Below are 23,783 nucleotides of genomic sequence, written 5' to 3'. Positions count from 1 at the left end.
ACGTCAGCGGGAGGCGAATTCTACAGCGTTACAACTTGCTGTCAACTCCTTTCTCACCGCTGTCGATTCAAGCATCTGAACCGAAGCGCTTCCTCGCTGCTTACTTCGTCCAACTCTTTGATTCTCAAGGAGTTTTCCGTTTCGTCTGCGCCGGAAGTGGGGCGAATTATAGACAGATCCAGAGGGGCGTCAAGCACTTATTTGAACTTCATTCCAGTTTCAGCGTAATACGCCCGAAAGCCTTCTTTCCTGCCTGACATACATGGGTTGCGCCGAGCTTAAAGATGAAGGCGCGGTCAACCACCTCTCCATCTATACGAACACCACCGGAAGCGAGCAAGTCACGAGCCACCGCAGAGTTCTTCACCAGCCCTGCCTTATTAAGGACGGCAGCAATCGGCATATCCTCTGCTGCGGACACAACGATCTCTGGAAGATCATCCGGCAATTCGCCTTCTTTCATACGGTTACCCGCAGAACGGTGGGCCGACGCTGCTGCCTCTTCACCATGGAAACGCGCGACGATCTCTTCGGCGAGCTTGATCTTGATGTCACGTGGGTTAGCGCCCGCCTGACAATCAGCCTTGAACGCATCGATCTCTTCCATCGAGCGGAAGCTGAGCAATTCGAAGTAACGCCACATCAGTGCGTCGGGAATGGAAACCAGCTTGCTGTACATGATGCCCGGGGCTTCCTGGATGCCTACATAGTTACCCAGGGATTTGGACATCTTCTTCACGCCATCCAGACCCTCGAGCAGCGGCATGGTCAGCACGCACTGCGCCTCTTGACCGTAGGCACGCTGCAGCTCGCGCCCCATCAGCAGGTTGAACTTCTGATCGGTACCGCCAAGCTCGACGTCCGCGCGCAAGGCGACCGAGTCATAGCCCTGCACCAGAGGATAAAGAAACTCATGGATAGCGATCGACTGGTTCGACTTGTAACGCTTGTCGAAATCATCGCGCTCGAGCATGCGCGCTACGGTGTATTGAGAGGACAGGCGAATGAAATCAGCAGGACTGAGCTGATCCATCCAGGTGGAGTTGAAAGCCACTTCGGTCTTGGCCGGATCGAGAATCTTGAAAACCTGCGCCTTGTAGGTCTCGGCGTAGTCCAGGACCTGCTCGCGAGTCAGCGGCGGGCGAGTAGCGCTCTTGCCGCTCGGATCACCGATCATTCCGGTGAAGTCGCCGATCAGGAAGATCACCTGGTGACCCAGATCCTGAAACTGGCGCAGCTTATTAATAAGCACCGTATGCCCCAGGTGCAGATCGGGCGCCGTAGGATCGAAACCGGCCTTGATGCGCAGTGGCTGCCCACGCTTAAGCTTGGCGATCAGTTCCGCCTCGACCAGGAGTTCATCCGCGCCGCGCTTTATCAGCGCCAGCTGCTCTTCAACCGACTTCATAACCGCCCCGTAAGCCTTATTTCAAAGGGAAACAACCATACAAGATCACCGCCCAAATACAAGATCTGCCCACAGAAGGACGACGAATCAGGGAACGATCCGTACGCAGGCTTGCCTCAGGCAGGATTTGGTTATATTTTATACAGTTATTTCATCTTCATCATGTCATTCATCTTTTCCATTTCATCTTTTTTCAAAGTCAAAATTACCTATGAACGACACTCCGCCTAAAGCGCCTCCGCTTTATCCGAAGAGCCATCTGCTCGCCGCCAGCGGTATCGCTGCCCTGCTGAGCCTGGCCCTCCTGGTTTTTCCATCCAGCGATGTCGAAGCCAAAAAGACCAACCTGACCCTGGAGCTGGACACCCCGTCCGACCAGTTCAAGCAAGAACAAGACGCTCAAGACCAGAGTAAAGCCACAGACGACACAGCAGTTTCTCCATTCGCCCAGATAGAAGGCGGTGCCGACGAAACCGAAGACGCCGCGAAAATCGAGCCCCGGGAAACGCCCGCGGCGGTTGAAGCCGTGGCGGCAAACAAAGGCCCGAATCACAGGGAGGTCGTGGTCTCCAAGGGCGACACGCTCTCGACGCTGTTCGAAAAAGTCGGCCTTCCACCGGCCGCTGTTCATGAAGTGATTGCCAGTGACAAGCAGGCCAAGCAGTTCAGTCAGCTCAAGAATGGCCAGGTGCTGCAGTTCGAACTGTCTCCCGACGGCAACCTCAAGCAACTGCACAGCAAACTCAGCGACCTGGAAACCATCAGTCTTTCCCGAACCGCCAAGGGTTACACGTTCACCCGTGATGTCAGCAAGCCGAATGTACGCACCGCCTACGTCCACGGGGTGATCAGCAATTCCCTGTCACAATCGGCGCAGCGCTCTGGCCTGAGCCACAGCATGACCATGGACATGGCCAACATCTTCGGTTACGACGTCGACTTCGCCCAGGATATCCGCAAGGGCGATGAATTCGACGTGATCTACGAACAGAAAGTGGTCAACGGCAAGACCGTCGGTACCGGCAATATTCTGTCGGCCCGCTTCACCAACCGGGGTAAGACCTACACCGCAGTGCGTTACACCAGCAAGCAAGGCAACACCAATTACTACACCGCGGACGGCAACAGCATGCGCAAGGCGTTTATCCGCACGCCTGTCGAGTTCGCCCGCATCAGCTCCCTGTTTTCGATGGGCCGCAAACACCCGATCCTGAACAAGATCCGCGCGCACAAAGGCATCGACTATGCTGCTCCACGGGGCACTCCGATCAAGGCCACGGGTGACGGCAAGGTCATCCTCGCTGGGCGACGCGGTGGCTACGGCAACACTGTGATCATCCAGCATGGCGAAACCTACCGTACGCTGTATGGCCACATGCAGGGTTTTGCCAAGGGCATCCAGAACGGTTCCAGCGTCAAGCAAGGCCAGGTCATCGGCTATATTGGAACAACCGGCCTGTCGACAGGTCCGCATGTACATTACGAGTTCCAGGTAAACGGCGTTCACGTTGACCCGCTGGGTCAGAAGCTGCCAATGGCAGACCCGATCGCCAAGTCCGAAAAACAGCGGTTCATGCAAGAGAGCCAGCCTTTGATGGCACGCATGGACCAGGAAAAGGCCACCATGCTGGCCTCGAGTAAGCGCTGACCCATGACTTTATATGTAGGTGTAATGTCCGGAAGCAGTCTTGATGGACTCGACTTCGCACTCGTTGAACAGGATGACCGACCGCGTCTGCTCGGCACCCATTACATTCCCATGCCTGACGATCTGCGCGCCGAGTTGCTTGGCTTGTGTGCCAGCGGCCCGGACGAACTGGCCCGCGCGGGTATTGCCGAGCAGAAATGGGTGCATCTCGCCGCCCAGGGCGTACTTGCGCTGCTTGATCAGCAAGGGCGATCGGCCGGTGAAATCCGAGCCATCGGTAGCCATGGCCAGACAATTCGCCACGAGCCTGCCCGTGGCTTCACTGTCCAGATCGGCAACCCGGCGCTGCTGGCCGAGATGACCGGCATCACCGTGGTCAGCGATTTCCGCAAGCGCGACATCGCTGCCGGAGGCCAAGGCGCACCGCTGGTCCCGGCTTTTCATGAAGCGTTGTTCGATGACAACAAGGACTATCGCGCGGTCTTGAACGTAGGCGGTTTCAGCAACCTGAGTCTGATCGAGATCGACAAGCCGGTGTCCGGGTTCGATTCCGGTCCCGGCAACGTGCTGCTGGACGCCTGGATTCAAGCACAGCGCGGCCTGAGCTACGACAAGGACGGCGCCTGGGGTGAAAGTGGTACTGTCAATCCAGAGCTGCTCAAATCCATGCTGACCGACCAGTTCTTCCAGACCAAAGGCCCGAAGAGCACGGGGCGCGAAGTCTTCAACCTCGGTTGGGTGCATCACCACATGTTCCAGCTGCCGACTCTCAGACCTGAAGACGTGCAGGCAACCCTTCTGGAAGTGACGGCATTGAGCATCACCGAGTCGCTGCAATCGGCTCAGGCGCAGACCAAAGAATTGCTGGTATGTGGCGGTGGCGCTCATAACAAGGCGCTGATGGCCCGGCTGGCGGCGTTGTTGCCGCAGACCAAGGTCACAAGCACTGCGGAGTTTGGGGTCGATCCAGACTGGGTCGAAGCCATGGCGTTTGCCTGGCTTGCGCATTGCGCGCTGGAAAGCGTCCCCGCCAACCGCCCCAGCGTCACTGGCGCAAAAGGACTGCGGGTACTGGGCGCCATCTATCCGGCGTGAGGACCTGAGTCAGAATGTAAAACGCCGCGCATATGCGCGGCGTTTTCATTTACAGCGTATGGATCAGATCGAGAACGAAGAACCGCAACCGCAAGTGGTTGCAGCGTTCGGATTCTTGATCACGAAGCGAGAACCTTCCAGGCCTTCCTGATAATCCACTTCAGCGCCCGCCAGATACTGGAAGCTCATTGGATCGACCACCAGGCTGACACCTTCGCGCTCGACAATCGTGTCGTCGTCGGCAACGTCTTCATCGAACGTGAAACCATACTGAAAACCGGAACAGCCACCACCTGTGACAAACACACGCAATTTCAGGCGGTCATTGCCCTCTTCGTCGACCAGGGTTTTCACTTTGTGCGCTGCACCTGGCGTGAATTCCAAAGCCGTAGGAGTGAAGGATTCGACGCTCATGCTCAATATCTCCCGGCGCTAGGCCGTCATAATGCGTAATGACGCGCATTATCCGCTTGTCCTAGAAAATTGGTCAACTATTAGCGGCGCAACCGCAAGCATCAGGCGACAAGCTGCAAGTGCCAAGGACACCATCGAGCTTTCGCTTGAGGCTTGCAGCCTGGCGCTTGAAGCTGCCCTCAGGGCATCATCCCGGCGTGGGAAAGCCCAAGGCGCTCGTCCAGCCCGAACATGATGTTCATGTTCTGCACCGCCTGCCCAGAGGCACCCTTGACCAGGTTGTCGATCACCGACAGCACAACCACCAGATCACCTTCTTGTGGACGGTGTACCGCAATGCGGCACACATTGGCGCCGCGCACACTGCGGGTTTCCGGGTGGCTGCCGGCCGGCATCACGTCGACGAAAGGTTCGTTGGCGTAGCGCTTTTCGAACAACGCCTGCAGATCCACGGATCTGTCGACCACGGTGGCATACAACGTTGCGTGAATACCGCGAATCATGGGCGTCAGGTGCGGAACGAAGGTCAGACCGACGTCGCCGCCTGCGGCGCGGCGCAGACCTTGGGTGATTTCCGGCAGATGACGGTGGCCTTTGACGGCGTACGCCTTGAAGCTTTCGCTGGTTTCCGAATACAGCGAGCCAACACTTGCACCACGTCCAGCGCCACTGACACCGGATTTACAGTCAGCGATCAGCCGGGAAGGATCGGCAAGACCCGCTTCAAGCAGCGGCAGGAAGCCCAACTGAGTGGCCGTCGGGTAGCAACCTGGCACAGCAATCAGGCGCGCGCCCTTGATCTGTTCGCGATTGACCTCGGGCAGACCATAAACCGCTTCATCGAGCAGATCAGGCGCACCGTGCGGCTGGTTGTACCACTTTGCCCATTCCACCGGGTCTTGCAGGCGGAAGTCTGCAGAAAGATCGATGACTTTGGTGCCGGCCGCCAGCAGCTCGCCTGCCAATGCGTGAGCGACACCGTGTGGTGTGGCGAAGAACACCACATCACAGGCACCCAGTACTTTCACATCCGGCACGCTGAACGCCAGACCGTCGTAGTGGCCTCGCAGATTCGGGTACATATCGGCAACCGGCAAACCTGCCTCCGAGCGCGAGGTGATCGCAACCACTTCAGCCTCAGGATGCTGTGCCAACAGACGCAGCAACTCGACGCCGGTGTAACCCGTGCCGCCGACGATACCGACCTTGACCATAAACTGCCCTCAACGAAACCACTGGAAAGCCGCTGATAATATGAGCCCAGCGTCTGTGGGACAACCGTGAACGTGACGTACGGGCACGCAAGCCACTACTATTTGCGCCACCGTGATCCTGGAAAAACCAAAAATGCTCTATCTGTGGATAAAAGCGCTGCACATTGTTTCGATCGTCTGCTGGTTTGCCGGCCTGTTTTATCTTCCTCGTTTGTTCGTCTACCACGCGATGAGTCAGGACACTGTCAGCCGTGAACGTTTCTGCACCATGGAGCGCAAGCTCTATCGGGGAATCATGGGCCCGGCGATGATCGCCACGCTGGTGTTCGGCATCTGGCTGATTACACTCACCCCGGGCTTCCTGCAACAGGGTTGGCTACACGCCAAGCTGACGTTGGTTGTCCTGTTGATCGGGTATCACCATATGTGCGGCGCGCAGGTCAAACGATTCGCCCGCGGTGAAAACGGTCGCAGTCATGTGTTTTATCGCTGGTTCAACGAGGTGCCGGTTCTGATCCTGCTGGCTATCGTCATTCTGGTGGTCGTCAAACCGTTCTGACCCCGACCTCTCAAGCGTGCCGTAGAGGCGCCTGACCCAAGACAAGGAAGCCGAGCATGGCCGAACACTTCAAGATCGTTTTCGAAGGACAGCTGCGAACCGGTGTCGATCTGGAGACTGCCCGCCTGAATCTGGCGCAGCTGTTCAAAAGCGACGTTTCCGGGGTAGACCGGCTGTTTACCGGCAAGCCGATGACCGTCAAGCGCGGCCTGACAAGCGATGACGCGCAGCGCTACCTCAAGGCCTTGAACGATGCAGGCGTAGAAGCCCGTATCGAGCCTGAGCAGCCGGTGGCCTGGACACTTGAAGAAATCGAGGAGCCTGCATCGACGCAGCCCGCTTTCCCGGCGCCTGCCTCACCCTATGCGCCGCCCCGGGCATCGGTAGTCAGCGACTGGCCAGCTGTCGGTGACCTCAAGGTCTTCACCCTACAGGGCCGCATCGGCCGACTGCGTTATCTGGCCTGGACGATGGTGCTGACCCTTGCGGGACTGGTGCTCGGCGGCCTTTGTTTCGGCATCATGAGCATCTCGCTGATCGCAGGCGGGTTGCTTGGCACTGTGCTGCTGCTGGCGTTCATCGTGGTGAGCATCCAGATGGGCGCTCAACGTTTGCATGACGCTGGCTGGTCTGCATGGTTGCTGCTGCTCAACCTGGTGCCGGTGGTCGGCAGCTTCTTTCCCATCCTGATGATCGCCATCCCGGGCAATACCGGCCCCAACCAGTATGGCGCTGCGCCGCCTGCCAACAGCAAAGCGGTGAAGATACTCGCCACGCTCTGGATATTGGTGCTCGCGCTGGTGTTCGTCGGTGCGATGATGGGCGGCTGGGAGAAGGTACAGGATGAAGTCGAAGCCACGACCGGCGATTATGAACAAACCCTTCCTTATGACGATGACTCGGACGACGCTGCTCAACCGGCGGTCCCGGTAGACCCTGCTGACACTGGCGACTCATCCGACACCGACGAAGATCACTAACTGACGGGCAGCATGGAAGCTGTCCTATCTGCTACACGCTCATTGGAGAACTGCATGACCCGTTACGCCCTGGTCACTGGCGCATCCAGCGGCATTGGCCTGGCCATGGCCGAAGCCTTGGCCCGCCGTGGTCGCAATCTGATTCTGGTCTCTCGTCACCGGGACATGCTCGAAAGCATCGCGCTCGAATTCAACCAACGCTTTGGCGTCGAAGTGCTGTTTCGCGCCTGCGACCTGGGTGAGCCCCTGAGGCTTTCGGGCTTTCTACTCGAGCTGGAAGAAGGCGAGCGCCAGATCGACATGCTGGTCAACTGCGCCGGCATCGGCAACAGCGGGCCGTTTCTGGCCCAGGAGTGGGCTCAGGAACAGGATCTGCTGGATCTCAACGTTCTGGCGCTGACCCGCTTATGTCACACGGTAGGCAATCTGATGGCAGTGCAAGGTGGCGGCCAGATTCTCAACGTTGCATCGATCATGGGCTTTCAACCGGGCCCATGGATGAGTGTTTACGCGGCCAGCAAAGCCTATGTGCTGCATTTTTCCGAGGGCCTGCGCGAGGAGCTGAAAAAAACCGGCGTAAAGATTTCCGTGCTCTGCCCCGGCCCGACGCGAACGTCGTTCTTTCGCACTGCGCAACTCAAGGCAGACAAGTTCACCAACGACAAAACCATGACCGCCGAAGAGATCGCGCTCTACACCGTGCGAGCCCTCGACAAAAACCGCGCGATCATCATTCCCGGCAGGCGCAATCGCTTGCTCAGCTGCGTGCCTCGTATGGCCGGCCGCTGGATGACCCGAAAAATCTGGGGCGCGATGCTCAAGTCGCGAACCTCAGCCTGACGTGTCGACACGCTAAAAACGGCTGGGCGTGGCTCGAGACGCTCAGTACACTCGACCTATTCCCCTCGAAAACGGAGCAACAAGGCTGTGGAGACTCTGTTCACCAAAATCATCAATCGGGAAATTCCGGCAAAAATCATCTATGAAGATGACCAGGTGCTGGCCTTTCACGACATCGCCCCGCAGGCGCCGGTCCACTTTCTGGTTATCCCGAAAAAGGCGATCCGCACGCTCAATGACGTAACCGAAGAGGACAAGGGCCTGCTGGGCCATATTATCTTCACCGCCCAGCGCCTGGCCAAGGAACAAGGCTGCGAAGACGGCTTCCGTGTGGTCATGAACACCAATGAAAAAGGCGGCCAGACCGTCTATCACATTCACATGCACGTGCTGGGCAAACGTCAGATGACCTGGCCGCCGGGCTGAGTCAGGATTTCAATGACTTACAGCCGCCGAGCGTCTAACACGCGCCTCGGCGTGCTGACGCAAGGCAAGCTTGGCCACAGCGATTGAGGTAGACTGGCCGCCGTGGATTTATCCGGAGGTGCCCATGGCTACCGAACGTCACTACTCCCCCATCGACCGTTTCCTGCTGCAAGCCGACGCTGCGATGAAGACGCTGCTGCCCGCCAGTGCGCACGCTCACCGCCCTTCGCCCGCCATCGTTCAACCCGATAGCAAGCTGAGCGAGACCGATACCAGGCACGTTGCCGGCCTGATGCGCATCAACCATACCGGCGAAGTCTGTGCCCAGGCGCTCTATCAAGGGCAAGCACTGACCGCCAAGCTGCCCCATGTGCGCAAAGCCATGGAGCATGCCGCCGAGGAAGAAATCGACCATCTGGTCTGGTGCGAGCAGCGCATCCATCAGCTAGGCAGTCATACCAGCGTGCTTAATCCGCTGTTCTATGGCATGTCCTTCGGGATCGGCGCAGTCGCCGGCCTGATCAGTGACAAAGTCAGCCTGGGTTTTGTGGCTGCCACCGAAGACCAGGTCTGCAAGCACCTGAACGAGCATCTGGAGCAGTTGCCGATCGAGGACGAAAAATCCCGGGCAATTCTCGAGCAGATGCGTACGGATGAAGAACAACATGCCGAAGGCGCCATTCAGGCTGGAGGCTTCCGCTTCCCGAGGCCGGTGAAATTCGGCATGAGCATGCTGGCCAAGGTGATGACCAAGAGCACGTATCGGATCTGATGGTTTTGACCTGTAGCAGTCCGGCCTGCCGGCGGTGGGGATCTTGAGTTCTAGCGCCGGCAAGCTGGACTGCTACAGAAGTAACATCACTGGAAACCTCAACACAAAAAAGGCGCCTCGATAGGCGCCTTTCTTGTTTATGCGGGTGATGCTTCAGACTGGCATGTTGCGGCCGTAGAAGATTTCCAGCATTTCATGCTTCACGCGTCCGGTGACCTGTTCGCGCTGCTCAGGCGAAAGGTTGCTGGTGGCGTCGCCAAACAGGTAGTTATCCAGATCGAATTGCTTGAGCAGCATTTTGGTGTGGAACAGGTTTTCCTGATACACGTTCACGTCAGTCATCTGGTAGCTGTCGCGCGTGTCTTCGGAGAGATAGTTCTGAATCGAATTGATCTCGTGGTCGATGAAGTGCTTCTTGCCTTCCACGTCACGGGTGAAGCCGCGCACCCGATAGTCGACCGTCACGATGTCGGACTCGAACTTGTGAATCAGGTAGTTCAGCGCCTTGAGCGGAGAAATCACGCCGCAGGTCGACACGTCGATGTCCACGCGGAACGTCGCGATACCGTCGACCGGATGGATCTCCGGGTAGGTGTGAACCGTGATGTGGCTTTTGTCCAGGTGCGCGAGGATGGTTTCCGGCAGCGGACCCGGGGACTCTTCGATCTGGCTGTCGGTAGGGGTCACCGGCTGCTCGGAGATCAGAATCGTGACACTGGCGCCTTGTGGGTCGTAGTCCTGACGGGCGATGTTCAGGATATTTGCGCCAATGATATCGACAACATCGGTGAGAATCCGCGTCAGGCGTTCTGCGTCGTACACACTGTTGATGTATTCGACGTAGGCCTGCTGGTCCTGCGGGGTTTCCGCATAGCAGATGTCATAGATATTGAAGCTCAAGGTCTTTGTCAGGTTATTGAACCCGTGGAGCTTGAGTTTGCTTTTCACCGTTAAAAACTCTCTATATGGGTGCGGCCCAAGGCCACGTGATCAAGCATGCCCGTCAACTGAGCCCGGCTCAGCTGCGTAGGACGGTTAACACCTCTTCGCGTTGGCGATTTTGGTTGTCTGTTCACGGGCGGCCCGGCGGGTATCCGGCGGTCGCGCCCTGAAAAAGTCGCGCATTATGCAGACGTCGGTAGTCGCATGCCATAGCCTGCGCCGCTTTTATGAAAATTGAACGCTCAATCAGCTCAATTCGATGATTTCGTAATCATGGGTGATTTCAACGCCGGCGTTACCCAACATGATAGACGCCGAGCAGTATTTTTCGGCTGACAGCTCGATGGCGCGCTTGACCTGGGTTTCCTTGAGGCCACGACCCTTGACCACGAAGTGCAGATGAATCTTCGTGAACACCTTCGGGTCTTCAGTGGCGCGTTCGGCTTCCAGAAACGCCTCGCAGCTCTCGATCGGCTGGCGCGCTTTCTTGAGGATGCTGACCACATCGAAGTTGCTGCAACCACCCAGGCCAATCAGCACCATTTCCATCGGGCGCACCCCCAGGTTGCGACCGCCGCTCTCGGGCGGGCCGTCCATCACCACCACGTGGCCGCTGCCCGACTCGCCGAGGAACATGGCTTCACCCGCCCACTGAATACGCGCTTTCATCCCCAGGACTCCAATGCTAGAAAAAAGGCGGCCAGCTTAGCACAGGCCCTTGACGTCGCTGAGCGGACCGAAAACGACGATGCGTGACGAAAATGTAGGAAATTTCTGAAAAAATGGCGATTTGCCGCTGTGCAACTGTGTCAAATCGGAAATACTGCCGATACCTATAAGAATGCCTCAGGGCGCAGTTTTTTACGGGATACAGCCATGGTTGCCATTGCCCCTGCAAGTAAAGTGAAACTGGTCGACAAACTGCTCCCCCACGCCCAAAGAAGGCGTTGCGCGGCCAAGAGCAATATCATCTGTGCCGGTGAGCAATCCGAGTCGATGTACCTGATCATCAAAGGGTCGGTGACGATCCTGATCGAGGACAACGAAGGCCGCGAGATGATCGTGGCCTACCTCAACAGTGGTGATTTCTTCGGAGAACTGGGCCTGTTCGAACATGCAAGCAGCGGCCCGCAGCGCAGCGCCTGGGTGCGCGCCAAGACCGAATGCGAAGTGGCCGAAATCAGCTACAGCAAATTCCGCGAGCTTAGTCAGCACGATCCGGAATTGATGTACGCAATTGGCGGCCAGATGGCCGAGCGACTGCGTAACACCACGCGCAAGGTGGGCGATCTGGCTTTCCTTGATGTCACCGGTCGCGTCGCCCGCAGCCTGCTGGACCTGTGCAAGCAGCCGGACGCCATGACTCATCCTGACGGCATGCAGATCAAGATCACGCGCCAGGAAATCGGACGTATCGTGGGTTGCTCCCGGGAAATGGTCGGTCGTGTGCTCAAGGCGCTGGAGGAACAGAAACTGGTGCATGTGCGCGGCAAGACCATGGTGGTCTTCGGCACCCGCTGACCGTCGATGGCGTCGGTGGCCTCTACAGCTCAGCGAACATGGCCGCGTAGCGCTCGCCCAGTCGGTTGAGGAATTGCGGAGCCTCGAACAACTCGTGCAAGGCAATGTGACTGTCCGCATCACAGCGCTGTTCGAGTTCGCACATCTGATTGAAGCGATTGACCGCGTCGACCATCTCGACCCGCTCGTTATCCAGCAACATAGCGCCATGCGCCAGCACTACCGGCCGCTGGCCACCCTGACTCTGCCGCCAGCGCTGAGCGGTGCCGACCATCTTGCGGCCGCTGAGATTGACGTTGAAGCGACCGTCACAGAATGCGCCCTCGACCTCGCCCAGAGACGCGGCACCGCCTGATTCAGTCAACCCATCGAGCATCGGCTGACACAAACGCATGTAGGCCTTTTCGATGCGGTCGCGGTCCAGATCGGACTTGGGCTGAACGTAAACCAGCGCGACATTGACGGTGGCGGGCGATTGCGGCACCGGCTCACCGCCGCTTTCGCGCAGCAATACCGGCCAACCGAGATCGGCCAGAGTTTCGCCAGCGTCGCTGAAACCGGCCAGACGACTGAGTCGGCGCGGCATGACCAGCGCGCGATCGTTTGGACGCCAGAACAGCAAACCGTAATCGGCGTCACCTGCGCATACCGAGGCCAGCAGATCCTGCTCGGCCTTGAGACCGGCTTCGATGCAGATGTCGATCACTTGGGTGGTCATGGTGACTCCTGAAAAGCTTGCCTGCACCCCTATAGGAGTGAGCTTGCTCGCGATGAGGCCAGTTCCCGCAATAGTGTCGGCAGCCGGCACTCCGTTTATCGCGAGCAAGCTCACTTCTACAGGTTGTGTATCAAAACCGCGTGATTCAATCCAGCCCGCCGGATTTGATCGCCGTGCCTTTCTCCGGGAAAAACAGACGCTGCAACTCCACGCCCGGTTTCTCGGCACGCATGAACGCCTCGCCAACCAGGAACGAATACACCTCGTTGATTTCCATCAACTCGACGTCGGCGCGATTGAAAATCCCGCTCTCGGTGACCACCAGACGATCACGCGGGACACGTGGCAACAGGTCGAGCGTGGTTTCCAGGCTGACATCGAAGGTGTGCAGATTACGGTTGTTGATGCCGACCAGCGGCGTGTCGAGGGTTTTCAGCGCACGCTCGAGTTCATCACCGTCATGCACCTCGACCAGCACGTCAAGGCCAAGGCCTTTGGCGACGGCGGCCAGTTCGGCCATCTTCACGTCGTCCAGCGCCGAAACGATCAGCAGGATGCAATCGGCGCCCAACGCCCGGGCTTCAACGATCTGATACGGATCGATCATGAAGTCCTTGCGGATAACCGGCAGCTTGCAGGCGCTGCGAGCCTCTTTCAGGTAGGCATCGGCGCCTTGGAAGAAGTCGATATCGGTCAGTACCGAGAGACAGACAGCGCCGCCCGCTTCGTAACTCTTGGCGATTTCAGCTGGCTGGAAATTCTCACGGATCACGCCTTTGCTCGGTGAGGCCTTCTTGATCTCGGCAATCACCGCCGGTTGCTTGCGCTTGGCCTGCTCCATCAGCGCCTTGGCAAATCCACGAGTGGCATCGGCGGTCGCCGCCAGGGTTTCCAGTTCGGACAAGCTGACGCTGGCGCGACGGGCCGCGACCTCTTCGGCCTTACGGGCGAGAATCTTTTCCAATACCGTCGGCACGCTCATCCTTCATTCTCCTGTTTGAATACCGCGGTAAAGGCACCCAGCTCTTCGAGTTTTTCGCGAGCCAGGCCGGTGTGCAATGCATCATGAGCCAGCGCCACACCTTCCTTCAGCGAGGAGGCGTGATCTGCCGCATAGAGCGCAGCACCAGCGTTGAGCACTATCATTTCAGCAGCTTTCTGCCCGTTCTCGGTCTTGCGTCGCCCCAAGGCATCACGGATCAACTCCAGCGACTGCGCCGGGCTGTCGACCACCAGACCGAAAAGACTCTGGCTCTTGATGCCCAGATCTTCGGGCTGTACCCAGTATTCGGTGACCTCGCCATTCTTGAGCTCAGCCACGAAGGTCGGCGCCGCCAGGCTGAACTCGTCCAGGCCGTCCTGCGAATGGACCACCAGCACGTGCTTGCTGCCCATACGCGACAGCACTTCGGCCAGCGGTCGGCACAACGCCTGGCTGAACACGCCGACCACCTGATGCTTGACGCCCGCCGGGTTGGTCAGTGGCCCCAGCATGTTAAACAGCGTTCGCAGCCCTAGCTCCTTGCGCGGACCAGCGGCGTGCTTCATTGCGCCATGATGAGTCTGGGCGAACATGAAACCGATGCCCACGCTGTCGATACAGCGCGCCACCTGAACCGGTGTCAGGTTCAGATAAACCCCTGCCGCTTCCAGCAGATCCGCGCTGCCACTCTTGCCCGACACTGCACGGTTACCGTGTTTGGCCACGGTGCAGCCGGCGGCGGCGATAACGAACGATGCGGCGGTTGAAACGTTGAAGATGTTTGCGCCATCGCCACCGGTGCCGACGATGTCGACAACGCCGTCCAGAGTCTTGAGCTCGACCTTGTCGGCCAGCTCACGCATGACCGAAACCGCGCCGACGATCTCGTCGATGCTCTCGCTCTTCATGCGCATGGCCATCAGAAACGCGCCGATCTGCGCCTGAGTACACTGGCCAGTCATGATTTCGCGCATGACGTCGCGCATTTCGTCGGTGCTCAGGTCCAGTTGCGTGACAACCCGACCCAGCGCCGTCTTGATATCCATTGCCATATCGAAGTGTCCTTAACCCTGACGAGTGCCGCCGGTCTGCTTGAGGAAGTTGGCGAACAGCTCGTGACCCTGCTCGGAAAGAATCGACTCAGGATGGAACTGCACGCCCTCGACGTTCAACGTCTTGTGGCGCAAGCCCATGATTTCGTCGACAGAACCGTCTTCAAGCTGCGTCCAGGCGGTCATTTCCAGGCATTCGGGCAGGGTTTCGCGCTTGACCACCAGGGAGTGATAACGAGTGACGGTCAGCGGGTGCTTCAACCCTTCGAAGACACCTTTGTCTTCGTGGATCAGAGCACTGGTCTTGCCGTGCATGACCTGACGGGCGCGCACCACATCGCCGCCAAACGCCTGGCCGATGGACTGATGGCCCAGACAGACGCCGAGCACCGGCAGCTTGCCAGCAAAGTGCTTGATCACGTCGATGGACACGCCCGCCTCGTTCGGCGTGCAGGGGCCTGGAGAGACCACAATGCGCTCGGGGTTCAGGGCCTCGATCTGGGCCACGGTCATTTCGTCATTGCGGATCACTTTAACGTCGGCGCCCAACTCGCCAAGGTACTGCACGACGTTATAGGTAAAGGAGTCGTAGTTATCGATCATCAGCAGCATGGTGCTTAACCTTTTGAATTACTGACTTCTAACGTGGCCTTCCGATTTCATACCCGCAGTCGGGCACCAGGGGGATCGCAGGACAGGGTCCGGCGAGGCGGTGCTAAACCGAGGCTTCAGAAGGCATATCAATACAGGTCCGGCAAGGCCGGCAGGGGAATAGTCAGGCGCGCCAACGCCAACGGGCGTGAGCCTTGATAACGCGCATCAAGAGTTTGCTGACAATCGACACAGGAAAGGTCTCGTTCATACGTTGCCGCACAGTAGCGTACCGAGGCATACCGTGCAATATCGTAGTGCCCCGGCGGCGGGGCCTGAAGGCTATTTGGCCGGATTTCAACGCCACTGAAGTACAGATGAGGCCTGTTTGGCCAGTACAGAAATATCCTGGCTGCAGCGCCCAGACGTGGCGCCTTGTGTCGTGGCTGCTACCTTTGCGTACGGCAGTACAACAACAAGAAAGGATCTCTCGATGCGCAAAGCCAATCTGTCGCGGCCGTTAGCGGCCTGCATGCTGACACTTGCCTGTTCATCCGCCATGGCGGCCTCGTCACCCTATTCGACGATGATCGTGTTTGGCGACAGCCTTGCCGACGCCGGGCAATTTCCCGACGCAGGTGGGCCGCCGGGCGCAACCCTGCGTTTCACCAACCGCACGGGGCCTACCTATCTCGATGGCAGTGGCGAGCGCTTTGGCCTCAATTCCTCCACCTTGCTCGGCGGCATGCTTGGCGTCGCCCCCGGCGACCTGCAGGCATCGACTTCTCCGGTTCGCGCCGCGCAAGGCTTGGCCGATGGCAACAACTGGGCGGTAGGCGGTGATCGAACGGATCAGATCCTGCAAGCCATCACCACTGCGTCGCAAGTGGCCAACACCGACACCTCAACTGGGGTAACCACCGTGTTCCGCAGCAAGCCGGGGTATCTTCAGCAAACCGGCTTTCGTGCCGATCCCAATGCGCTGTACTACCTGACCGGCGGCGGCAATGACTTCCTGCAAGGACGGATTCTGAGCCCGGCCCAGGCCGTTGGGGCGGCCAATAATCTCGCCGACGGCGCGCAGGTTCTGTCCCAGGCCGGCGCGCGCTACATCATGGTCTGGTTGCTCCCTGATATAGGCCAGACCCCCGCGGTGTTCGGCACGCCTCTGCAAGTGCCCTCCTCGCTGCTCAGCGGCGTGTTCAACCAGCAACTGGTCAGCCGTCTGGGGCAGATCAATGCCCAGGTCATCCCTTTGAACGTGCCGGGGCTGGTTCGAGACGTCCTTGCCGAACCTGCCCGTTATGGCCTGGCAGCCGAGCAGAATCTGGTAGGCACCTGTTTCAGCGGTAACAGCTGCACCGCCAACAGCGTCTACGGGATAGGCGGCCTTACACCTGATCCGAGCAAACTGCTGTTCAACGACGGCGTGCACCCGACGGTAGCAGGCCAACGGCTGATCGCCGATTACGGCTATTCGATCCTGTCCGCACCCTGGGAAATCAGTCTGCTGCCCGAAATGGCCATGGGCACTCTGCGCGCGCAACAGGATGAACTGCGCAGTCAGTGGCTGGCGGACTGGGGCAACTGGCAGACGCTCGGCCAATGGCGCGCCATCGTCGCAGGTGGCGGTCAGAAGCTGGACTTTGACGCGCAGAGCCATTCCGCCAGCGGCGACGGTCACGGCTACAACCTGACCGTTGGCGGCAGTTACCGCTTCGCCGAAGACTGGCGCGCAGGGTTGGTTGCCGGTGCCTATCGCCAGACGCTGGAAGCAGGGGCCCGGGATTCGGACTACAAACTCAACAGCTATATCGCCACCGCTTTCGTACAGTTTCAGGCGAATCATTGGTGGGCTGATCTTTCTGCCTCCGCCGGGCGGCTGGACTACGACAACCTCAAGCGCAAGTTCGCCCTGGGCGTCAGCGAAGCCGGGGAAAAAGGCGATACCGACGGCGACTTGTGGGCATTCGGCGCGCGGCTGGGGTTCGACCTTGCCGAGCAGAGCAGCAAGTGGCACTTCTCGCCATTTATCAGCGCCGATTACTCACACATCAACGTGGACGGCTATTCGGAAAACAGCGCCCGCGCCACAGCGTTGAATTACGACGACCAGACGCGTCGATCAAAACGCCTGGGCGCGGGCCTGCAAGGCAAGTTCGACCTCACGCCGCAAACGCAGCTGTTCGGCGAAGTGGCGCACGAGCGCGAGTTCGAGACCGATCAGCAGGATGTGACCATTGCCCTGAACAGCGTGCCGGGCGTGGATTTCAATCTGCAGGGTTATGAGCCGCAACGTAGCCTCAATCGGGCAAGCGTTGGCCTGAGTCAGAAGCTGGCAGCGGACCTGACCCTGCGCGCCGGCTACAACTGGCGCAAGAATGACGACGTGACCCAGCAGGGAGTGAACCTGGCGCTGAGTCTGGATTTCTGACCCAACGACAACTGTAGGAGTGAGCTTGCTCGCGATTGGATCGATCAGACACCGACGCGGCGTCTGCATGAACGCAATCGCGAGCAAGCTCACGCCTACAGGCCGCTTGGCGCACGTCATAAAAAACGGCGCCCTGAGCGCCGTTTTTTAAGACGTGGGTGGGTCACCCCTCTGGCGTCTGCTCCGCCAGTGCCACCGCGCGGAACATGGCGCGGCGTTTGTTCAGGGTCTCTTCCCATTCAAGGGCCGGCACCGAGTCGGCGACGATGCCACCGCCCGCCTGAACGTGCAGTTCGCCGTTTTTGATCACTGCCGTGCGAATGGCGATCGCGGTGTCCATGTTGCCATTCCACGCCAGATAACCCACTGCCCCGCCGTACACGCCACGCTTGACCGGCTCCAGCTCGTCGATGATTTCCATCGCGCGAATCTTCGGCGCGCCGGACAAGGTGCCCGCTGGCAGGATCGCTCGCAACGCGTCCATCGCCGTCAGCCCGCTTTTCAGCTGGCCAGTGACGTTGGAGACGATGTGCATCACGTTGGAGTAACGCTCGATGACCATCTTCTCGGTCAGTTTCACCGAGCCGATTTCAGAAACACGGCCCGTGTCATTGCGGCCCAGATCGATCAGCATCAAGTGCTCGGCGATTTCCTTGTCGTCGGACAGCAGGTCGACTTCCAGCGCGTAATCCGCTTCTTCGGTCGCGCCACGGGGACGAGTGCCGGCGATCGGACGCACGGTGATCAGGTTGTCCTCGACGCGAACCAGCACTTCTGGCGAACTGCCGACGACATGGAAGTCGCCGAAGTTGAAGAAGTACATGTACGGCGTGGGGTTGAAGCAACGCAGCGCCCGGTACAGATCGATGGGCGCGGCCTTGAAGTCGATGGACATGCGCTGCGACGGCACCACCTGCATGCAGTCGCCCGCCAGGATGTATTCCTTGATGGTGCCGACGGCTTTTTCGTAGTCGGCCTGGGTGAAGCTGGAACGAAACACCGGGTCGGCGGCTTGTGGACGGGTCAGGTCCAGGCCACGGCGCGGGGTGATCGGTTGACGCAGTTTTTCCATGAGCGCTTGCAGCCGCGCCTGGCCACTTTCGTAGGCCTCAAGCTGCGCCGGATCGACCAACACGATGGCGTGCATCTTGCCCGCCAGGTTGTCGAACACCACCACCGCATCGGAGACCATCAGCAGGATGTCCGGCACGCCCAGCGGATCAGGGTTGGGGCAGGCGCCCAGCCTTTGCTCCACATAACGCACGCAGTCATAGCCGAAATACCCCACCAGACCGCCGTTGAAGCGCGGCAGGCCGGGGATGGTCGGCACGTTGTAACGCGCCTTGAAGGTTTCGACGAACGCCAGCGGATCTTCGGCTTGCAGGCTTTCGATCTCGACGCCGTCGTGGGTCACGCTGATGTTGTGTTCATGCACACGCATCACGGTGCGGCACGGCAGGCCGATGATCGAGTAACGCCCCCATTTCTCGCCGCCTTGTACCGACTCCAGCAGATAGGAGTTGGGCTCATCGGCGAGTTTCAGGTAAATCGACAGCGGCGTGTCGAAGTCGGCCAGGGTTTCAAGGGCAAGCGGGATGCGGTTGTAGCCTTCAGCGGCCAAGCGCAGGAATTCTTCGCGGATCATGATCAGCCTCGTGGTCTGAGGGTAAAACGGTCAGGTGTGCAAACGCGCCGGGGGTCCGGCCAGATTCAAGTCAGGCGCGCCAACGCCAGCGGGCCAGGGCCTTGATGACTTTCATCCAGAGTTTGCGAGTGACCACCACGATGGATTCTCTAAAGGAGGGGGATTTGACGTCGGGCAACGTTATCTCAGCCCCCAGATCTAAGCAACCGGGAATCAGCTTGCGCAGATCATCGATCACCAGCGCCGGGAGTTCTTCGGCAATCGGGCGGCCGTGGTTATAGCCGTAGCTCATGGCCACGCAAGCGACGCCGGCCGCCTTGGCCGCTAGTACGTCGTTGCGCGAATCACCGACAAACAGCGATTGCGAGCCCGGCGCTCCGGCCATCTTCATCACGAAGAACAGCGCCGCGGGGTCGGGTTTCTGTTGCGGCAAGGTGTCGCCGCCGACGATCCAGCGGAAGAAACGACCCAGTTTCATGTCATCGAGCAACGGCGCAACGAACTGCTCCGGCTTGTTGGTGATCAGGGCCATTTCCACGCCGTTCTTCTGCAGCCATTTCAGGGTTTCACGCACCCCGGGATAGACCTTGGTCCGCGAGTGATCGCCGCCATAGGCTTGCATGAAAATCGCCAGCGCGGCCTCGGTCGAGGCTTCGTCGACACCGGAGTGATCCATGTCGTTGGCCAGCGCGCGACGCACCAGCACGCGCACGCCATTGCCGATCCAGTCGCGCACCCGCTCGATACCCGCCGGCGCGCGTCCGAGCTGAATCAGGGTGTTATCCACAGCTGCGGCCAGATCCGGCACCGAGTCGACCAATGTGCCATCCAGATCAAACATGATCAGTTTCGGCAGGCGACCCGGAAACAGCTGTTCGAAGCCGCTCATCAACGAGCCAACGCCAGTTCTGCACGCATTTTTTCAATGACCTGTTGGTAGTCGGGCGCATTGAAGATAGCTGACCCTGCAACAAACGTATCGGCGCCAGCGGCGGCGATTTCTTGGATGTTGTTGACGTTGACGCCACCGTCGATTTCCAGACGGATATCACGGCCCGACGCATCGATCAGGGCACGTGCCTCGCGCAGCTTGTTGAGGGTCCCGGGGATGAATTTCTGGCCCCCGAAGCCCGGGTTGACGCTCATGAGCAAGATCATGTCGACCTTGTCCATGACGTATTCAAGCAGGTTCAGCGGGGTCGCCGGATTGAACACCAGGCCGGCCTTGCAACCGCCTTCGCGGATCAGTTGCAGGGAGCGGTCGATGTGCTGGGTCGCTTCCGGGTGGAAGGTGATGTACGTCGCACCCGCCTCGATGAAGTCGCCGATGATGCGGTCGACCGGGCTGACCATCAGATGCACGTCGATCGGTGCAGTGATGCCGTACTTGCGCAACGCCGCGCAGACCATCGGACCGATGGTCAGGTTGGGGACGTAGTGATTGTCCATGACGTCGAAGTGGACGATGTCGGCGCCAGCGGCCAGGACATTGTCGACTTCCTGACCCAGGCGGGCGAAATCGGCGGACAGAATCGACGGAGCAATAGCGAAGGGCTGCATGACGCACCTTTTTTGAGCGAAATCACGGTGGCGCGCATTGTACTCCAAGACTTTGAAACGTGGGTCGGGTGGCGGATGAATGCGGTTTTGTGTCTGGCATATGTGGGATGTCAGGCAGGTGGGTGCTGCCTGAACTATCGGTATCGCGAGCAAGCTCACTCCTACAGTGGATCAGCGTTGTTCGCCCCTGCTGCGAGCCACACACAACCTGTAGGAGTGAGCTTGCTCGCGATGAGGCCATCAGCGACAACGCTGTCTGATCAATCCACCAACGCCTCTTCCTTGACACGCTCGGCCTTGGACACAGGCTTGGCCTCCAGGTTTTTCAGGTCCTTGCTGAAGGTGCCGTCCACTTCCCCTTTGAAGAAGTTCTTGCCATAGATCAACAGGCACAGCACCACGCCGATGGCGAAGGCCCAGCTCGCGCCCTTGATCGCCAACACCGCACCGATCACCCCGGCAATCCCCAGGTCACGCTGACTGCGCGCTTCGAGGATGCCCAGACGCACGCTCACATAACCCTGGATCAGCAACGTCAACGACAGCGCCACCCCGAGGATCGGCTGCACGAGCGTCACTACCGGCAAGAGCAACAGCCCGGTATTGGTGCCCCAGCGGAACGAGCCGACACCGCCGATGATCGACTTCATCGCTTTCGGGCCACCTTTGAAGCGCTCGATCACCACAACCAGCATCGCCGCCCACTTCGGACCGCACATGGCGACGTCCGGGCCGAAGATGCTCATGAACGCATTGCGCGCACCAAAAATCAGATGAGCACGGTCCGGGTTGTAGTCGACGATCTCATCGCTGCGTACGGTTTCTGCTTCATCGAGCAGCGATTTGGCACTGAGCACGTCGCCGAAGACGATGATGTACACCGCGAGCATGGTTGGCAGCGCCGAAATGAACATCGACAGCGGCGGCATGCCCAGGCCGAACACTGTGTAGTTGCTCCACAGCCCGGCGAAATCCGGCTTGCTGATGCCCCACTGGATAGTCGGCCATGGCGCCTCGCCAAACAGCGGTGCAATCACCACCGCCAGCAGGATGATCGGCAAGATGCCGAGCTTGGCGAAATTCCACCAGAAACGGTTGCGCTGTTTGAGCTCGTTGAAGTGCTGGGAAAAGATCAGATAGAACGCGATACCGACCGCGATGGAGATGGTCCAGGGCAGCACGTTGAATTTACCGCCCACCTGAAACACCGCAATCACTGCGCTCAGACCGGCGCCGACGATGATCCCCGACTTGATCGCCGAGGGCACGTATTCGACCACCTTCTTCGCCATCCCGGTGGCCCCCAGCGCAATCGAGAACACCCCCAGCATCAGCTGGAAGGCTATCAAGGCATGGACACGCTCCGGGCCCATCGGGAACTGCGCGCAGTAAGCCATCAACAACGGCACGGCCGGGGTAATCCAGCCAGGTACGGTGGGGTCGCCGAGCAGATGGTGAGTCAGATAAAGCAGACCGTTGAGCATCACCACCGCCAGCGCCACTTCGAACGGCATGCCCAGCAGTTCGGTCATCAGCGGAATAGCGGCCAGGTCCACGGCGCACATCAGCAAGCCTTGCAGGTAGTCCGGCAGCTCGAACTTGTAGTGAATGAACGGCAACCGCACCTTGAAAGGGCCGAGCGGGATGTACGGGCTTTCGCTGCGCACCGGGGGAGTGTTGGACATTGAGTGCACCTGTCTTATTGGTCTTGTAGTGGTAAACGCCCGGACCTGTGCGGCCGGGCGCCTTGGCATTTGGCGATCAGTAGGCTGCGCGGTAAATTTTCTCGATGTCGGCCGCCGTGAGCTTGCGCGGGTTGTTACGCATCAGGCGGTCGATCTTGCTCGCCTCCTCGGCCATCGCCGGGATCGCATCTTCGGGCACATCAAAACTGCGCATGCCGGACGGGATATCTACCGCTGCACACAGGTCGGCCATGGCTTTGACGGCCTGATCGGCCGCGTCCTTGTCGCTCAGCTCGGCCACTCGCACCCCCATCGCCTCGGCGATATCACGGAAGCGCTCGACGCAGGCCATCTTGTTCCACTCCATCACGTACGGCAGCAGCAAGGCATTGCTGACCCCGTGCGCAATGTTGAAACGCCCGCCCAGCGGATACGCCAGCGCATGCACCGCGCCCACGCCTGCGTTACCGAAAGCCATGCCGGCCATCAGGCTGGCAGTGGCCATGTCCTCGCGAGCCTGCAGGTTGGCCGGATTGGCATAGGCCTTGGGCAGCGCCTTGGCGATCAGCTTGATGGCGCCCAGCGCGATAGCATCGGTGATCGGCGAGGCATTGACCGACAGATAGGACTCGATGGCGTGCACCAGCGCGTCGACACCACTGGCTGCTGTGACGCTGCGCGGACAGGTGAGGGTCATGACCGGGCTGACCAGCGCCACATCCGGCAGCAGATAATCGCTGACGATGCCTTTTTTCAGCTGCGCTTGTTTGTCGGAGAAGATCGCCACGTTGGTGACCTCCGAGCCGGTACCCGCCGTGGTCGGAATGGCAATCAGCGCAGGGCCTTTGCGCTTCACCAGATCGACGCCGAACAATTCGGTCAAGGGCCCTTCATGGCCGGCGAACGCAGCAACGCCCTTGGCGATATCGATGGCGCTACCGCCGCCCAGACCGATCAGCCCGTCATGGCCGCCCTCGCGATAAGCACGGGTGCAGTCTTCGACGATGGAGATTTCCGGCTCCGGTTTGACCTGATCGAAGATGCCGTATCGGCGGCCACCCAGCTGCGCCAGAGCCAGGTCGACCGTGCCGGATTTGACCAGAATGGCGTCAGTGACGATCAGCGGGTTGTTGACATTGAGGCGGGTCAGTTCCGCGGCCAACTGCTCGATGGCGGCAGGGCCGGTGATCAACTTGTTGGCGATTTTGAAGGCGCTGATTTTGGAGGCAGAGAGGCTCATCGGGCTCGTCCTGTGTGCGTTGTTTTATTGGAAGACGTGCAGGATGAGATAGCGAAA

23 protein-coding genes are annotated in these 23,783 nt (G+C 59.3%); 9 read left to right on the top strand and 14 right to left on the bottom strand.

What is annotated here, in order from left to right:
- Window positions 1-208: 208 nt before the first annotated feature.
- A complete protein-coding gene (gene tyrS / locus ACI2KS_RS21365) occupies window positions 209-1,408 on the bottom strand; it encodes a tyrosine--tRNA ligase (protein ID WP_404622988.1) in 1,200 nt (399 codons plus the stop codon).
- A gap of 211 nt (window positions 1,409-1,619) precedes the next feature.
- Between tyrS and ACI2KS_RS21360 the strand changes: the two genes are divergently transcribed.
- Both ACI2KS_RS21360 and ACI2KS_RS21355 read left to right on the top strand, forming a co-directional pair.
- Window positions 1,620-3,056, top strand: coding sequence for a peptidoglycan DD-metalloendopeptidase family protein (locus ACI2KS_RS21360; protein WP_404622987.1), 1,437 nt, complete (start codon window positions 1,620-1,622; stop codon window positions 3,054-3,056).
- 3 nt (window positions 3,057-3,059) lie between these two features.
- Window positions 3,060-4,151, top strand: a complete 1,092-nt coding sequence (locus tag ACI2KS_RS21355) for an anhydro-N-acetylmuramic acid kinase (protein ID WP_404622986.1) — start codon at window positions 3,060-3,062, stop codon at window positions 4,149-4,151.
- Between the two features lie 63 nt (window positions 4,152-4,214).
- Here ACI2KS_RS21355 and erpA read toward each other — a convergent pair whose 3' ends face one another.
- Window positions 4,215-4,565 carry an iron-sulfur cluster insertion protein ErpA gene (gene erpA / locus ACI2KS_RS21350; protein ID WP_110951636.1) on the bottom strand — a complete coding sequence of 117 codons (351 nt, stop codon included), beginning with the start codon at window positions 4,563-4,565 and terminating at the stop codon, window positions 4,215-4,217.
- A 179-nt stretch (window positions 4,566-4,744) separates the two neighbouring features.
- Window positions 4,745-5,779, bottom strand: coding sequence for an N-acetyl-gamma-glutamyl-phosphate reductase (gene argC, locus ACI2KS_RS21345; protein ID WP_404622985.1), 1,035 nt, complete (start codon window positions 5,777-5,779; stop codon window positions 4,745-4,747).
- A 133-nt stretch (window positions 5,780-5,912) separates the two neighbouring features.
- Here argC and hemJ point away from each other — a divergent pair, with 133 nt between their 5' ends.
- The 5 genes from hemJ (at window position 5,913) to coq7 (ending at window position 9,356) form a co-directional block, all read left to right on the top strand.
- Window positions 5,913-6,338 (top strand): protoporphyrinogen oxidase HemJ, encoded by a 426-nt coding sequence (gene hemJ, locus ACI2KS_RS21340; protein ID WP_404622984.1) that lies wholly within the window; start codon window positions 5,913-5,915, stop codon window positions 6,336-6,338.
- Between the two features lie 56 nt (window positions 6,339-6,394).
- A complete protein-coding gene (locus tag ACI2KS_RS21335) occupies window positions 6,395-7,318 on the top strand; it encodes a DUF805 domain-containing protein (protein WP_404622983.1) in 924 nt (307 codons plus the stop codon).
- 54 nt (window positions 7,319-7,372) lie between these two features.
- Window positions 7,373-8,158 (top strand): SDR family NAD(P)-dependent oxidoreductase, encoded by a 786-nt coding sequence (locus ACI2KS_RS21330; protein ID WP_404622982.1) that lies wholly within the window; start codon window positions 7,373-7,375, stop codon window positions 8,156-8,158.
- An 87-nt stretch (window positions 8,159-8,245) separates the two neighbouring features.
- A complete protein-coding gene (locus ACI2KS_RS21325) occupies window positions 8,246-8,584 on the top strand; it encodes a histidine triad nucleotide-binding protein (RefSeq protein ID WP_404622981.1) in 339 nt (112 codons plus the stop codon).
- Window positions 8,585-8,708: 124 nt separating this feature from the next.
- Window positions 8,709-9,356 carry a 2-polyprenyl-3-methyl-6-methoxy-1,4-benzoquinone monooxygenase gene (coq7, locus tag ACI2KS_RS21320; protein WP_404622980.1) on the top strand — a complete coding sequence of 216 codons (648 nt, stop codon included), beginning with the start codon at window positions 8,709-8,711 and terminating at the stop codon, window positions 9,354-9,356.
- A 153-nt stretch (window positions 9,357-9,509) separates the two neighbouring features.
- On the opposite strand, the gene speD is transcribed toward coq7, so the two are convergent.
- Together speD and ACI2KS_RS21310 are read right to left on the bottom strand one after the other, a co-directional pair.
- Complete coding sequence (gene speD / locus ACI2KS_RS21315; protein ID WP_093468755.1) at window positions 9,510-10,304, bottom strand: adenosylmethionine decarboxylase; 795 nt, start codon at window positions 10,302-10,304, stop codon at window positions 9,510-9,512.
- Window positions 10,305-10,544: 240 nt separating this feature from the next.
- Window positions 10,545-10,967 carry an OsmC family protein gene (locus tag ACI2KS_RS21310; RefSeq protein WP_404622979.1) on the bottom strand — a complete coding sequence of 141 codons (423 nt, stop codon included), beginning with the start codon at window positions 10,965-10,967 and terminating at the stop codon, window positions 10,545-10,547.
- A 207-nt stretch (window positions 10,968-11,174) separates the two neighbouring features.
- On the opposite strand from ACI2KS_RS21310, the gene crp reads away from it, so the two are divergent.
- Window positions 11,175-11,819 carry a cAMP-activated global transcriptional regulator CRP gene (crp, locus tag ACI2KS_RS21305; protein ID WP_404622978.1) on the top strand — a complete coding sequence of 215 codons (645 nt, stop codon included), beginning with the start codon at window positions 11,175-11,177 and terminating at the stop codon, window positions 11,817-11,819.
- Window positions 11,820-11,841: 22 nt separating this feature from the next.
- On the opposite strand, the gene ACI2KS_RS21300 is transcribed toward crp, so the two are convergent.
- The 4 genes from ACI2KS_RS21300 to ACI2KS_RS21285 form a co-directional block, all read right to left on the bottom strand.
- Window positions 11,842-12,537 (bottom strand): biotin/lipoate A/B protein ligase family protein, encoded by a 696-nt coding sequence (locus ACI2KS_RS21300; RefSeq protein ID WP_404622977.1) that lies wholly within the window; start codon window positions 12,535-12,537, stop codon window positions 11,842-11,844.
- Between the two features lie 145 nt (window positions 12,538-12,682).
- Complete coding sequence (gene trpC, locus ACI2KS_RS21295; protein WP_404622976.1) at window positions 12,683-13,519, bottom strand: indole-3-glycerol phosphate synthase TrpC; 837 nt, start codon at window positions 13,517-13,519, stop codon at window positions 12,683-12,685.
- Window positions 13,516-14,565, bottom strand: a complete 1,050-nt coding sequence (gene trpD, locus ACI2KS_RS21290; RefSeq protein ID WP_404622994.1) for an anthranilate phosphoribosyltransferase — start codon at window positions 14,563-14,565, stop codon at window positions 13,516-13,518. Before trpD ends, trpC begins: the two co-directional genes overlap by 4 nt.
- A gap of 18 nt (window positions 14,566-14,583) precedes the next feature.
- The gene (locus ACI2KS_RS21285; protein WP_404622975.1) at window positions 14,584-15,183 is read right to left on the bottom strand and encodes an aminodeoxychorismate/anthranilate synthase component II; all 600 of its coding nucleotides are present in this window, start codon (window positions 15,181-15,183) and stop codon (window positions 14,584-14,586) included.
- A gap of 472 nt (window positions 15,184-15,655) precedes the next feature.
- Between ACI2KS_RS21285 and estP the strand changes: the two genes are divergently transcribed.
- A complete protein-coding gene (estP, locus tag ACI2KS_RS21280; RefSeq protein WP_404622974.1) occupies window positions 15,656-17,596 on the top strand; it encodes an esterase EstP in 1,941 nt (646 codons plus the stop codon).
- Window positions 17,597-17,759: 163 nt separating this feature from the next.
- Here the strand turns inward: estP and trpE are convergent, their stop codons facing one another.
- From trpE to ACI2KS_RS21255, 5 genes are all read right to left on the bottom strand, one after another.
- A complete protein-coding gene (gene trpE, locus ACI2KS_RS21275) occupies window positions 17,760-19,241 on the bottom strand; it encodes an anthranilate synthase component I (RefSeq protein WP_404622973.1) in 1,482 nt (493 codons plus the stop codon).
- 70 nt (window positions 19,242-19,311) lie between these two features.
- Window positions 19,312-20,130 carry a phosphoglycolate phosphatase gene (locus tag ACI2KS_RS21270; protein ID WP_404622972.1) on the bottom strand — a complete coding sequence of 273 codons (819 nt, stop codon included), beginning with the start codon at window positions 20,128-20,130 and terminating at the stop codon, window positions 19,312-19,314.
- Window positions 20,130-20,801: a ribulose-phosphate 3-epimerase gene (rpe, locus tag ACI2KS_RS21265; RefSeq protein WP_404622971.1), complete on the bottom strand. Its 672-nt coding sequence runs from the start codon at window positions 20,799-20,801 to the stop codon at window positions 20,130-20,132. Before rpe ends, ACI2KS_RS21270 begins: the two co-directional genes overlap by 1 nt.
- A 260-nt stretch (window positions 20,802-21,061) precedes the next feature.
- The gene (locus tag ACI2KS_RS21260) at window positions 21,062-22,486 is read right to left on the bottom strand and encodes a hypothetical protein (RefSeq protein WP_404622970.1); all 1,425 of its coding nucleotides are present in this window, start codon (window positions 22,484-22,486) and stop codon (window positions 21,062-21,064) included.
- A 76-nt stretch (window positions 22,487-22,562) separates the two neighbouring features.
- The gene (locus ACI2KS_RS21255; protein WP_404622969.1) at window positions 22,563-23,726 is read right to left on the bottom strand and encodes an iron-containing alcohol dehydrogenase; all 1,164 of its coding nucleotides are present in this window, start codon (window positions 23,724-23,726) and stop codon (window positions 22,563-22,565) included.
- Window positions 23,727-23,783: the final 57 nt, after the last annotated feature.

It is taken from the genome of Pseudomonas sp. NPDC087358, from assembly GCF_044900785.1.
In the GTDB taxonomy this organism is placed as follows: domain Bacteria; phylum Pseudomonadota; class Gammaproteobacteria; order Pseudomonadales; family Pseudomonadaceae; genus Aquipseudomonas.
This window is presented reverse-complemented; position numbering and strand designations above follow the sequence as displayed.

Coding starts and splice junctions, on each gene's coding strand:
- tyrS (WP_404622988.1), bottom strand. CDS start 1,408: ATGAAGTCGGTTGAAGAGCAGCTGGCGCTGATAAAGCGCGGCGCGGAT.
- ACI2KS_RS21360 (WP_404622987.1), top strand. CDS start 1,620: ATGAACGACACTCCGCCTAAAGCGCCTCCGCTTTATCCGAAGAGCCAT.
- ACI2KS_RS21355 (WP_404622986.1), top strand. CDS start 3,060: ATGACTTTATATGTAGGTGTAATGTCCGGAAGCAGTCTTGATGGACTC.
- erpA (WP_110951636.1), bottom strand. CDS start 4,565: ATGAGCGTCGAATCCTTCACTCCTACGGCTTTGGAATTCACGCCAGGT.
- argC (WP_404622985.1), bottom strand. CDS start 5,779: ATGGTCAAGGTCGGTATCGTCGGCGGCACGGGTTACACCGGCGTCGAG.
- hemJ (WP_404622984.1), top strand. CDS start 5,913: ATGCTCTATCTGTGGATAAAAGCGCTGCACATTGTTTCGATCGTCTGC.
- ACI2KS_RS21335 (WP_404622983.1), top strand. CDS start 6,395: ATGGCCGAACACTTCAAGATCGTTTTCGAAGGACAGCTGCGAACCGGT.
- ACI2KS_RS21330 (WP_404622982.1), top strand. CDS start 7,373: ATGACCCGTTACGCCCTGGTCACTGGCGCATCCAGCGGCATTGGCCTG.
- coq7 (WP_404622980.1), top strand. CDS start 8,709: ATGGCTACCGAACGTCACTACTCCCCCATCGACCGTTTCCTGCTGCAA.
- ACI2KS_RS21310 (WP_404622979.1), bottom strand. CDS start 10,967: ATGAAAGCGCGTATTCAGTGGGCGGGTGAAGCCATGTTCCTCGGCGAG.
- crp (WP_404622978.1), top strand. CDS start 11,175: ATGGTTGCCATTGCCCCTGCAAGTAAAGTGAAACTGGTCGACAAACTG.
- ACI2KS_RS21300 (WP_404622977.1), bottom strand. CDS start 12,537: ATGACCACCCAAGTGATCGACATCTGCATCGAAGCCGGTCTCAAGGCC.
- trpC (WP_404622976.1), bottom strand. CDS start 13,519: ATGAGCGTGCCGACGGTATTGGAAAAGATTCTCGCCCGTAAGGCCGAA.
- trpD (WP_404622994.1), bottom strand. CDS start 14,565: ATGGATATCAAGACGGCGCTGGGTCGGGTTGTCACGCAACTGGACCTG.
- ACI2KS_RS21285 (WP_404622975.1), bottom strand. CDS start 15,183: ATGCTGCTGATGATCGATAACTACGACTCCTTTACCTATAACGTCGTG.
- estP (WP_404622974.1), top strand. CDS start 15,656: ATGCGCAAAGCCAATCTGTCGCGGCCGTTAGCGGCCTGCATGCTGACA.
- trpE (WP_404622973.1), bottom strand. CDS start 19,241: ATGATCCGCGAAGAATTCCTGCGCTTGGCCGCTGAAGGCTACAACCGC.
- ACI2KS_RS21270 (WP_404622972.1), bottom strand. CDS start 20,130: ATGAGCGGCTTCGAACAGCTGTTTCCGGGTCGCCTGCCGAAACTGATC.
- rpe (WP_404622971.1), bottom strand. CDS start 20,801: ATGCAGCCCTTCGCTATTGCTCCGTCGATTCTGTCCGCCGATTTCGCC.
- ACI2KS_RS21260 (WP_404622970.1), bottom strand. CDS start 22,486: ATGTCCAACACTCCCCCGGTGCGCAGCGAAAGCCCGTACATCCCGCTC.
- ACI2KS_RS21255 (WP_404622969.1), bottom strand. CDS start 23,726: ATGAGCCTCTCTGCCTCCAAAATCAGCGCCTTCAAAATCGCCAACAAG.